The sequence below is a fragment of the Pseudarthrobacter sp. alpha12b genome (assembly GCF_054130495.1).
The window spans coordinates 414,431-427,056 of the sequence record NZ_CP196746.1 but is presented as its reverse complement, the minus strand read 5'-3'; the positions used below and the strand labels follow the sequence as shown (position 1 = coordinate 427,056).

4 protein-coding genes are annotated in these 12,626 nt (G+C 65.8%); 1 reads left to right on the top strand and 3 read right to left on the bottom strand.

The genetic code is table 11. The features are described 5' to 3' along the window. Positions 1-54: 54 nt before the first annotated feature. Together ACTAQI_RS01850 and ACTAQI_RS01845 are read right to left on the bottom strand one after the other, a co-directional pair. Complete coding sequence (locus ACTAQI_RS01850; RefSeq protein ID WP_457949176.1) at positions 55-1,026, bottom strand: AAA family ATPase; 972 nt, start codon at positions 1,024-1,026, stop codon at positions 55-57. Positions 1,027-1,102: 76 nt separating this feature from the next. After that, the gene (locus ACTAQI_RS01845) at positions 1,103-6,238 is read right to left on the bottom strand and encodes an Ig-like domain-containing protein (RefSeq protein WP_457949175.1); all 5,136 of its coding nucleotides are present in this window, start codon (positions 6,236-6,238) and stop codon (positions 1,103-1,105) included. Between the two features lie 184 nt (positions 6,239-6,422). Between ACTAQI_RS01845 and ACTAQI_RS01840 the strand changes: the two genes are divergently transcribed. After that, positions 6,423-6,683, top strand: a complete 261-nt coding sequence (locus ACTAQI_RS01840) for a hypothetical protein (RefSeq protein ID WP_457949174.1) — start codon at positions 6,423-6,425, stop codon at positions 6,681-6,683. Between the two features lie 675 nt (positions 6,684-7,358). On the opposite strand, the gene ACTAQI_RS01835 is transcribed toward ACTAQI_RS01840, so the two are convergent. After that, complete coding sequence (locus ACTAQI_RS01835) at positions 7,359-12,527, bottom strand: Ig-like domain-containing protein (protein ID WP_457949173.1); 5,169 nt, start codon at positions 12,525-12,527, stop codon at positions 7,359-7,361. Between the last annotated feature and the right edge of the window lie 99 nt (positions 12,528-12,626).

The window sequence follows — 12,626 nt, the reverse complement described above, 5'->3', positions numbered from 1 at the left end:
GTTGCGCTGGAATGGAAGGGTGGCGGCTGCGGCCTCAGGCTGCGGCACGGCGGTTCAGACGTTGGTGCGCTGCTGCGGGGCTGCGACGTCGGCCAGAATCCTGGTCAGCACGGCTTCTGCGGTGGCGCCGGAGAACTCTGCTTCGGGGTCCATGACGAACCGGTGGGTCCACACCACGGGAGCCAGTTCCTTGATGTCATCCGGCAGGACGAAGTTCCGTCCCTGCGAGGCAGCCCAGACCTTGGCGGCCCGCACCATGGCCAGGGCGCCGCGGACGGAGACACCCAGCCGGGTCTCCGGCGCGTTCCGGGTCTCCTCGCACAGCCGGGAAATGTATTCAAGCACGGCGGTGTCAACGTGTGCCGTGGCGGCGAGATCGGCCATGTCCGCCACCGCCTGGGTGGTGATCACGGGAGTCAGATCCTTGGACCGGTCCTTCAGGTTGGTCCCGCCCAGGAGCCGGACGGTGGAGGCGTGGTCCGGGTATCCGATGGAGGTCTTGATCAGGAAGCGGTCCAGCTGGGCCTCGGGCAGGCGGTAGGTGCCTGCCTGCTCGATCGGGTTCTGGGTGGCCATCACCATGAACGGCCGGCCCGCGGAGTAGGTGACGCCGTCCACGGTGACCCGGGATTCCTCCATGACCTCCAGCAGTGCCGACTGGGTCTTGGGCGAGGCACGGTTGATCTCATCGGCCAGGACGATGTTGTTGAAGATCGGTCCCTTGTGGAACTCGAACTTCTGCGTCTTCTGGTCGTAGATCGTCACGCCCGTCACGTCGGAGGGAAGCAGGTCCGGGGTGAACTGGATGCGGTTGTTGGAGCCCTGCACGGTGGCAGCCAGGGCCCTGGCCAGGGAGGTCTTGCCCGTTCCGGGTGCGTCCTCGAACAGGACGTGGCCCTCGGCCAGCATGGCGGTGAAGGTCAGCCGGATGACGTGTTCCTTGCCCAGCACCGCCTGCCCCACGTTGGCAACCAGCTTTTCGAACGTGCCGGCAAACCACTCGGCCTGCTCAATGGTCATTGTCATAAAAGTTGTTTCCTTCTACTGGGTCGAATTCTGTGCGGGCCCGGGCGGACCCCGCATTGCTGTGCAGTGTTCCCTGCTAACGGTTTGGCATGCCGGCCGGCGGGTTGCAGCCCACGTTTGAGGTGTCGCAGCGCAGCCAGTTGCCAGAGGCCATGCCATCGCTCAGGTGGTACCAGATGCCACTGGGGTTGTTGGAAGTCTTGTACCAGACCTGGTAGCGGTCAGCCCGCGAGTAGGCGCCGGCGTCAAGCCACTTGCCGCCACCGGTGCACTGGGACGGGTTGCCGTCGACGAAGCTGTCCGTTCCCTTGCGGGGTTCGGTGCAGCTGCGCACCGGACTGGCCGTGACATTCCAGTCCGTGGGCGGCGGTGGGGTGTTGTCTGGGCCGGAAGTCGACGTTGCTGGGCCGCCAATTGCTCCGTTGGTGACGGTGTAAGCACGGACCCGCAGTTTGTGGCTCTGGCTCCATCCGCCGGCACCGGCATCGAATTTGTTTGCCTTGCCCACGTTCTGCCAGCCGCCGCCGTCCATGCTCACCTCGTAGTAGCTGAGGGGCCGGCCGTTCGTAGCCGGGTCGTTCCAGGTCCAGTGCACCTGGCCATCCCCCTTGGCTGACGTGGTGCCATTCACGCTCGGGGCGTTGGCCGGACCGTAGGGGTTACCTGTGCCAACGGCCTTGGCGTCTCCGGACATGTTGTTCTTGGTGGACGTGGCGATGATGGTCACGGTGATGTCCCGGCCATTGGTCATGCCGCCGATGGTTCCGCCCCCGGCCTTGATGGCGCCGGTCTTGCCGTCGGCATTGTAGGAGTAGGCAATCTCGGACGCGGTGGAGCCGTTGCGCTGGGCATCGGTCAGGGGCGTGAACGTGACGTCGAGCTGGCCGCTGGTCCCGTTCTCCTTCACGGTGCCAGCGTTGACCTGGCCCGGCTTGCCGGCGGCACGGATGGGTGCGGACTGGGCGCTGGTGGCACTGGTTCCGGCTTTGTTGGTCGCCGACACCGTGAAGGTGTAGTTCGTTTCCGAGTTATCCACGGTGACGTTCTGCGAGGTGGCGGCAACCTGCTGGCTGGAAACCGGCGCACCGCCGCGAAGCGTGGTCAGGGTGTAGGACGAGACTGCATCACCGTTGCTGTTGGGCGCCGACCACACCACGCGCAGCTGGCTTTGCGAACCCACCGGCGTTGCCTGGGCCACGCTCGGCGCGGCAGGAGTCGCGGGGACGCCGGCCGGTACTTCTGCCGCCGAATACGGGCTCCACTCGGACGGGTCCTTGGCGTCGTTCCGTGCCAGGACCCGGACCTTGTAGGACACGCCGTTCTGCAGGCCCTTCCAGACGTAACTGACGGACGTCAGCCCCTGGATCTGGGCGTTCTGCCCGGCGGGTGCCGGCGAGATTTCCAGGTCGTAGGACTTTACGGGCGAACCCTTGCTGGCCGGAGCGGCCCAGTTGACCGACAGTTGCTTGTCGCCGAACTTCAGCGACGGCGCCTGCGGGGTATCCGGCTTGACGTCCGGGCGGACATCGGCGGACGCGGGCGACCGGTCGGAATCACCGAACTCGTTGGTGGCCGTCACCTGGAAGTGATAGGTGGTGTTGTTGGTCAGGCCGTTCAGGGTGCAGGTGTTGGCCGGGCAGTCCTGCCGGAAGCCGCCCTCCCCGTAGACGGTGTACTTGGTGATGGGTGAACCCCGGTCCGCCGGTGCGGACCAGGTGAGCAGGGCGGTTTGGTCGCCCACGCTCTGCGCCTGCGGAGTGGCCGGTGACGCCGGCTTGTCCTTGACCGTCAGCCGGACCCGTGCCGTGGCATGCCGGGAGCTGTCCTGTGTCTTGTCCTCCACGGTGTAGGCCACCACCAGGGTGCCGGTGAATCCGGGCGCAGGCGTAACCGTGATCGAGTCACCGTTGACGCCCACGTTGCCGCTGCCGGTTTCGGTATTGGCGGCAATGATCTTCAGCGGGGTTTCCGGGAACGGGTTCGCGTCGTTCGCCAGGACGTTGACCGTGACCGGTTTGCCGGCGGCGGCATTGGCTTCAACGTCGTCGTTGGCCACCGGCTTGGGCCGGTTGGAGGCAGTTACCGAGAGCTGGTACGTGGCCGTGGCTTCAAGTCCGCGGGGATCGGTTGCCTTGACCTGCACCGCGGCGCGGGTCCCGGTTGCCGTGGAATCTGCCGCCGAAACCTTCAGCGTCCTGCCTTCGATGCGTGCGTTGAACCCGCCGGGAGAGTCTCCCACCAGCTGGTACTTCATCTTCTCGACGTCGTCCTGGTCCGGATCGGAGGTGAGCTTGCCCAGATCCGTGCTGGCGGAGTCGCCCTTGGGAACATCCACGTTGGCGCCGAGCAGTTCGGGCGGGTTGTTCTTGTTGGGATCCGGGAGGACCTTGGTGCGGATGCTGAGCGTTGACTTCAGCCCGGCGGGATCATCCGGTCCGGTACCGTCGGTCACTTCGAAGGTGAGCGATCCGGGACCCACATAGTCGGCCCCTGCCGTGTACTTCAGGCCCGTACCGTCACCCGTGACCGGGTTCCCGCCGTCGGCACCAATGAGCTTGATCCTGTCCACCTGGGTCAGCCGGGGCGACCGGCCTTCCCTTACCTTGACCCACTCCTTCAGGTCGACGTCGACGGACTGGCCGGCCACCACTTCAAGGACCTCGTCCTTGGCCAGGGTGGGAACCTGCTGGCCCAGGCCGGGAACCCAGATGATGGCCGTGGACTGCTGGCCGTCCACGTCTTCCACGGTGTACGGGATGAGCTGGGGCTGTTCGGTGAGGTCCACCAGCACGTTGCCGTTGCCGCCGGGTCGGGCGGTGGTGGCCTCGGTGCTGATCTTCAGGTTTTCGCCCACGCCGTCGGGGTCCTCATCGTTCTTGAGGACTGGCACGTCCACGGCGGTCTTGCCCATGGCCTGGGCGGACGTCACCCTGTCATCACGGGCGATCGGCGCCTTCAGCGGCACGTCGTTGTCGACCACAAGGCGGATGGTGGCCTGCGCCGCGGCGTCCCGGTCGTCGGCGATCGTGTAGCGCACATTGACGGTCCCGGCCTCGTTAGGGGCCAGGAGGATGATGCGGCCGCTGTTCCTGCTGACGGTGGCCTGCAGTGCCGGGTCGGCCTCGATTCCGTCGGTAAGGATGCGGATGCGGTCGCCGTCGGGATCGGTGTCATTGGCGGTCGCGTCGACGGCTATCTGGCGGCCGGGGCGCACCCGGACCTCGTCGTCCACCGGGGTGGGCTTCTGGTTCATCTCACCGCGGGGCGCGATGCCCACGGTAACGGTTCCCGTGTTGACGGCGCCCTGGCGGTCCACCACTTTGTAGCGGAAGGTATCGGTACCGGCGCCGTCCCCGGCAGCGGTGAAGTCGATGAAGTTGCTGCCCACCGTGGCGGTTCCCATGGCTGGGGTGCTGTCGATGCCGGTCAGCTGCACGGAGTCCCCGTCGGGATCGATGCCGTCCAGGGGAACCGGAATGCGGACGGTACCGGCAGCCACCACGCGGGCGGTGAGGTTCCGCGGCTGCGGCCGGGAGTTCTCAGCCCCTTCCAGTGGAAGGATGTGGATGGTCACGGCGGCGGCGCTCTTCTGGCCCTGCGGATCCACCGCGTTGTAGATGGCGCGCACGGTCTTGGGCTGGCTGCCCGCGATGAAGCGGAGCGTGTTCTCGGAGACGAAGCTCTTTCCGTCCGCCGGGTCCACGGCCTGCGGCAGGACGGGGTCCACAGTCAGTTCCTGCCCCTGCGGGTGGGTGTCGTTGTCCAGGACGGGGATGGTGACCACGTCATTGACGCGGACATTCACCTCGTCAGGCTTGGGCTGCGGGGCTTCCACCACCGCGGGCGCCGGGACCGGCACCACGGAAACACTGCCGGTGGCCGACTTCCTGCCGTTTGACATGGTGTATTCGAACAGGATGGGGTCCTTGGTCCCCAGGATGTCCGTGATCCGCAGGACGCTGTGGTTGATCACGCTGACGGATACCGTGGCGTTGTCCGGAAGTTTCACGGACTGCAGCACCAGGACACCGCCTGAGGGGTCGGAGTCGTTGGCCAGGGGGTCCAGCAGCACGCTTCCGCCGGTGGGCATCAGGGCCACGTCATGGACTGCCACGGGATCGCCGCCGTCGTTGCCGGATTCGACGTCGACGCGGATGAGGCCCTGGCTGCTCTGCGGCCCGTTGCTGGCAATGTAGGTCAGGTAGACCGGGCCCGGGGTGGTGCTGCGGAAGGTGAAGGTCCCGCCGTCCGTGACGGGGCCGAGTTCAGCGGGGCCGTTGGCTTCCACCTGCGCCAGGCGGAGGGCGCCTCCGTTGGGATCGACGTCGTTCTTCAGCGGGGAGATGACCAGGTCCTGGCCCACGACGGCGGTGACGTGGTCGGCGTTGACCACGGGCGCCAGGGCCCCGGGCGGCTTCACGTTGACCACCACCTTGCCGGTGACGGTGGCGCGGCCGTCCCAGATGGTGACCTGGACGTTTTTCTTGCCGGCGGTTGCGCCGGAGTCCTGGAAGGTGAGCAGGCCGTCCCGCCGGACCTTGACCTGGTCCTGGTCGTTGTCCGCCTTCGCGTCCAGCAGGACCAGATCGTCGCCGTCGGGGTCGATCCAGTCGGTGAGGATGTTCTGGCTGACGGTCTTGCCCTGTTCCACCAGCATGGTGGTGTCTTCGCCGCGCTTGAACTTCGGCGGTTTGTTTTCATCGGGTCCCACCACGCTGAGCGTGACCTGGCCGGTGGCGGACAGGCCGCGGCCGTCGGAGGCACTGTAGTTGAACGTCTCAGTGCCTGGTTTGGCGTCGGCCGGCACGGTGATCTGGAACGCCGTTCCGCCGTAGATGTTTTCCAGGGTGCCTGACTTGGGTCCGGAGTCCCCCACGGCCGCGGTCAGGACGTCGCCGTCGGGGTCGGAGTCGTTGTCCAGGACGCTGAGGATGGTGGTGCGGCCCGGGCGGACGCCGACGGCGTCGGGCTTGGTTTCCGGCGGCCGGTTGGGTTTGGTCCGGTCCGGCAGGATGTTGATGGTGTTGTTGTCCGCCGATTCCTGGTCCTGGTCGTCGGACTGGTTTTTGGGTGGGATGACGTCGTCCCAGTTGTTGACCAGCTGCATGTTCTGGTTCACCAACCACACATTCCCCGAGTTCACATCATTCAGGACCACCAAGTCCCGGTTCACCCGGAAAACATACGACGGCGACGCACTCGCCTTGGGCACGTCAACCTTCTTATCGTCACCATCATTGACGCAATCCCGGACATACTTGTTCGCACCCGACCACGCCGCATGCACACACCCACCCAACTGCACCGGAGCAGCCGGAACACCCTCGCCATCGAACGTTACCGTCTTCGCCGTACCACCATCCAACGGCTGCTTCAACAACGCCTTCCGCGTGGAGATGGCAACAACATCACTGCCTGGCCCGGCCTGCTGCAACTTCGCATCCCGCGCGTTCTCCAACGCCAACCGCTTACCACCAGGCAAAAACAAATTCCCCGCCGCAGCATCCAACACCACCGGCCGGTCCCCCACCACCGTCATCTGCAAATCCCCGGCACCCTTCAACCCATCCCAGGTCTCCGACTCCGAACCAGTCACCCCACCGCTGGCATCCACCCCCGTCACCGACACAACACCGGTCTTCGGATCCGCCGAATAAATCCGGTCATCAGAACCCACCACAGAGACAATCCCCGCCGAACCCACCAACACCGGCTCCGACGCTTCCTTATCAAAACCATTCACCGTGGACGGCGACACCGCCCACACCTTCCCCGACGCAGCATCCGTCACCGACAACGTCCGCGCACCAAAACTCACATCAGCCGCCCCCGGCAACTGCCTATCCCCACCCAAACGCATATTCGCCGCCGACACCTGATTCAACGTCGAACCAGTCTCATCATCAACAAACACCTCACCGGCATGCTGCAACACATCAAACGTCGACGACGCCGGAGTCACCGCACCATCAAGCACCCGCGACGGATAATTCAACCGCCCCACAGCATTCTTCGACTTCGACACCACCCACACGCCACCGTCATTCAACTCCACCTCAGTGGTCTTAAACCCCGGATACAACACAGCACCCGTCACCACCACCGCCACCACAGCACCAAACGCAGTACCGGTGACGGTTTTTTTGTGTCGCTTTTTCAGCCCAAGCTTCCCCAGCAGAGTTGTCACAGCGTTACTTTTCCCTCAGATTGTGTAGCCAGATGGCGGCCTGGTGGCAGGACAGGCAGCAGGCTTGCTTTCCCCGGGGTCAGCCTACCGAACCCCCGCAAGCCCCGCGATGGGGACAACTGCCCCCTTACCGGGACTGTCCGCGTCAGCAATGTGGTGCTCCGAGCGCGGCGGGGTCTGCGAGCGTGGTGTGTCCGGCGATGACGTAGCGGCCAACGTTGCGGGCGGAACCTGATTCAACCCGCCACCAGCGGACGATGCCATTGCCGGACCAGTTGTCACTCTGGTCGATGTAGCACGCCACCATGATGCGGTCCTGGTCCGTCTTGTAGAACCATGGAGGGCTGTCCGCGTTGACGCCGTCACAGTCGAAGTAGGGATTTGGCCGGTAGTTCGAGCCACCCAGGGTGAACGTACAGCTCCGTACGAAGTTGGGGTCGGAGGTCTTGATCCGGGTTTCCCACAGTCCCTGCTTACCAGCGTTGGCGCTGGCCGTGACCACTGCGCTGCCGGTACCCAAGGAGTTGAAGGTTTGGACGGCGATGGTGACGGTGTCACCGAAGTTTGCCGTGTTGACCGTCCTGCTGCCGGACGGTGCAACGTTTTCCCAGCCCCCGTTGTTGATCCTGATCTTGGTTTGCGCCACGTCGTTGGTGCTGGTGGACGGTGAGGACCAGTTCAGGGTGGCCGACTTTTGGTTCACGCCGCCGTTTTGGCCGGACGCCGAGGGGGTGCCCGGGGATCCGTACGGCGTGGCAGTGGCGGGGGTGCTGCCGTCAGAGCTGGGGGCCACCGTGGAGTTGGCAATGACGGTGATGCTGACGGCGGCGCCGTTACTGAATCCCCCGATGGTCTGGCCGGGGGTGATGGGGCCGCGGGCACCGTTGCTGGCGTTGTAGGTGTAGCTGACTTCATTCTCAGCGGAGCCATTGCGTTCTGCCGCCGTCAGTTTGCGGAAGTCCACCGTCACTGCCCGTCCTCCCCCGCCGGTGTTGGCCGGTGTCGCAGTGACCCCGGAGACCGTGCCGAGCTTTCCGGTGGCACGCCGCGGCGCCGAAGGCGGGCTGGCGGCGCCCTTGCCGGCCTTGTTTTCGGCCTGCACTGTGAAGGTATAGGCGGATTCGGAGTTGTTGGCGGTGAAGTTCGCGGTGCGGACATTGCCGGGCACCGCCTGCGTCTGGTCCGGGGCGTTGCCGCCGCTCATGGTGACGTAGTACGTGCTGATGGGGTCGCCATTGGTGTTGGGTTCGGCCCAAGTGACCCTGAGCTGGTTCTGGCTTCCCACGGAGGATGCGACGGCGGACGAGGGTGCGGCAGGTGCCGCCGGCACGCCGGCCGGGTTGTCCTCCGCCGAATACGTACCCCAGTCTGACGGTCCAAGCTCGTTGACGGCCTGGGCACGCACCTTGTACTTGACCCCGTTGGTGAGGCCGGTCCAGGTGTAGTTCAGCCCGGCCACCTCGTTCTTGACCGCGACGCCGCTGGCAGGCGGCGGCGAAATCTCCAGGTTGTAGTGCTTCACCGGTGAGCCCTCGGTTTTCGCGGCCGGCCAGGTGATGGCCATCGTCTTGTCGCCAGCCTTGACGGTGGGTGCTTCGGGCGGTGACGGCTTTTCGTCCGGGCGGATCTCGTTGGACTGTGGAGATGCCTGGGAGTCCCCCACCTCGTTGGTGGCCAGCACCGTAAACACGTACTTCACGTTGTTGGTGAGCCCGCTCAAGGTGCAGGTGGTGGTGGGGCACTTCTGCTCGAAGCCGTTGTTCGAGCGGACGGTGTATCCCGTGATGGGCGCACCGTTGTCCGAGGGCGGCGCCCACTTGAGGACGGCGGTCCGGCTGCGGACATCGGTGGCGCTCGGGGCCGAGGGCGCGTCGGGCTTGTCGCGGACGGTGAGCCGCAGGCGGCCGTCCACCTGGCGGGACAGGTCTCCCGTCTTGTCCGCCACGGTGTAGCGGACCACCATGACGCCCTTGTACCCGTCGGCAGGGGTTACGGCGATGGTGTCTCCCGCTACCACCGGCTGGCCCGCTGCGGAACCCGTCTCCACGGTGGCGGCGACAACCCGGAGGGGCGTGTCCGGGAAGGGGTTGAAGTCGTTGGCCAGGACGTTCACGCGTTCTGCCTTGCCCGCGTTGGCCTTGTCCACCGCATCGTCGTTGGCTACCGGCAGGGGCCGGTTGGAGGCGACGTGGCGCGCGGTGATGGTGGCAGCGACGGCGGGAGACCTGCCGTCGGTGACCTTCACCTGGATGTTTCCAGTGACGCCGATGCCAAGGGAACTGTCGGCCGTGATGGCGAGGGTGGCGCCGTCGACCTTTGCCTTGAAGCCGGCCGGAAGCGTCCCGTCCAGTTCGAAGCGCAGGTTGTCCTTGTCCCGCTCATCCACGTCCTTGGCCAGTCCGGCCAGGTCAACCGTCGCCTGTTCAGCCTTGGGAACGTCAATGGAGGTGCCGCTGAACGTGGGCGGATGGTTGGCGTTGGGGTCCGGGATCACCTTGGTCATGATGACCAGCATGGATTTCAGGCCATCGCCGTCGTCCGGTCCGGAACCGTCCGTCACCTCGAAGGTGATGGAACCCGGCCCCACGTAGTCCGCTTTGGCGGCATACCGCAGGGCCTTGCCGTCGGACTGGATGACACCCTCCGGCGATCCGCCCTGGACACGTACGGAGTCGGCCACCGTCACGCGGGCGGTGCGGCCGTTGCGGACGCGGACGTATTCGGACAGGTCCAGGGTGATGTCCTTGCCGGACATGACTTCCACCGGTTCCGTTTTGGCCAGGGTGGGGTACTGCGCTCCCTGGCCGGGGATCCACATCAAGGCAGTGGACGTCAGGCCGTCCACGTCCGTGACCGTGTAGGGAATCAGCTGGTCCTGCGGGGTCAGCGTCACCACCACGTTGCCTGAGTCGCCCACGCGTGCATTGGGGTTCCCATCGGGAAGGCTGATCTTCAGGTCCGAAGCCACACCGTCGGCGTCGGAGTCGTTCTTCAGGACCGGCACGTCAACCGCGGTCTTTCCAAGGGTCTCGGCCACCGTCACCCGGTCATCCTTGGCCACGGGCCGCTTGAGTTCGGCGTCGGGGCTGATATGGACCCGGATCACGGCACTGGCTGAGGCCTTCTTGTCGTCCTGGATGCGGTAGCTGATGCTTTCGTTGCCTGCGGTGCCGGGCGCCGTAAAGAGAACTTTGGCGCCGTCCGTTGCCTCCACCTGCAGCTCAGGCCTGGCCTCGAATCCGTCGGAGACCAGGCTGAGCGGATCGCCGTCGGGGTCGGAGTCGTTAGCCAAAGCCTCCACGGCCACCTTGCGGCCGGGACGGATATCCACGGCGTCGTCCACCGCGATGGGTTTCTGGTTGTTGGCCTCCGGCGGGGCGACACCCACAATGACCGTGCCGGTGTTTTCGGCGCCGATCCGGTCGCGGACCCGGTAGGTGAAGCTGTCGGTGCCGGCGGCGTCACCGGCGGCCGTGAATTCAAGGTAGCCGTCGCGCACCACGGCGGTTCCCATGGCGGGTGCCTTGTCGATGCCGATGAGCTGGACGGAGTCGCCGTCGGCGTCGATGCCGTCCAGGGGCACGGGCACCTTGACGGTCATTCCGGCCACCACGCGTGCGGTCAGGTTTCGTGGCTCGGGCCGGGTGTTCCGGTCATCATCCCGGGCGCGGATGCGGATGGTCACCTGCTGGGAATCCACCTGCCCGGATTCGTTGTGCACCTTGTAGATGGCGTAGACCGTTTTCGCCTCGGGCCCGGCGAGGAACCGGAGCTGGTCGCCCGCGACGAACATGCGGCCGTCGGCGGCGTCAGGCTGCTGGGCGAGGTCGGGAAGGAGGGTGAGCTTGGAGCCGTTGGGATCGGTGTCGTTGGCCAGGACGGGGATGGTGACGACGTCGTTCGTCCGGACCGTGGCTTCATCCGGCTTCGCTTGGGGTGCCTGGAGCTTGGCCGGGGCAGGGACCATCAGCACAGCGATCTCGCCGGTGGCGGATGAGCGGCCATTGGACACGGTGTACCGGACCGTCAGCTGGCCTTCGGCACGGATGTCCGTAATCCTCACCACCGAGTGGTCCAGCACCGCGACGCTCACCGGCAGGCCGGCGTCGGCGGTCACGGACTGCACCACCAGCACGCCGCCCGAGGGATCGGAGTCGTTGCCCAGGACGTCCACCAGGACGTCGCCGCCCGTGGGGAGCAGCGCGGTGTCGCGGACAGCAACGGGCGCGCCTTCGTCGGTGCCTGGCACCACATCCACGCGCACCAGCTGTTGGGCGCTGGCCGGGCCGTTGGTCACCAGGTAACTGACGTAGTGCGCGCCGAGCGTGCGGGAGTTGAAGGTGAAGGTCTGCTGGTCCGGGTTGAGGGTGGCCGTGGACTCGGCGTCCGGTGTGGCCTGCGCCAGCCTCAACGTCCCGCCTTGGGGGTCCGAATCGTTCTTGAGCGGAGTGATGACGGTATCGGTGCCGGCAACGGCCACCACATGGTCGGCGTTGGCGATCGGCGGCAGGGCGCCGGGGCTCCTGACGTCCACGGTGACCTTGCCTTCCGCGGTGGACTGTCCGTCCGAGACTGACACGGTGAGGACCTTGCGGCCCGGGGCGGCACCGGAATCCTGGAAGGTCAGCTGACCATCGGGGCGGATGCGGGCCTGGTCCAGGGGGTCGCTGCTGGAGACGGAGACGGCGAAGAGGTCATCGCCGTCGGGGTCCATCCAGTCCGGAAGGATGTTCTGGGTGACGGACTTGCCTGACTGGACCACCAGCGTGGTGTTCCGGTTGGGCTTTTGCCGTGGCGGGGTGTTGGTGCCGGGCGGGATGATGTTGAGGGTGATGTCGGCAGTCGCGGAGAGGCCGCGGCCGTCATCGACTGTGTACTTGAAAGTTTCGCTGCCGGTTTTATCGGCGGGCACGGCGACTTGCAGGCCGGTGGAGCCGTAGATGGGCGAAACGGCGCCGGTCTTGACGCCTTCCGGGGTCCGGACGGTGAGCACGTCGCCATCGGGGTCTGAGTCATTGTCCAGGACCGGCAGGATGGTGGTTTTCCCGGCGCGGATGCCGAACTGGTCCGGTTTGGCAACGGGGGCGCTGTTGGGCTTGGTGCGGTCCGGCAATACAGTCTGCTGGACTTCGTCGGCGGAGTCCTTGTCGGCGTCGTCGGAGGTTTCCTTGGGTGGGATGACGTCGTCCCAGTTGTTGACCAGCTGCATGTTCTGGTTCACCAACCACACATTCCCCGAGTTCACATCATTCAGGACCACCAAGTCCCGGTTCACCCGGAAAACATACGACGGCGACGCACTCGCCTTGGGCACGTCAACCTTCTTATCGTCACCATCATTGACGCAATCCCGGACATACTTGTTCGCACCCGACCACGCCGCATGCACACACCCACCCAACTGCACCGGAGC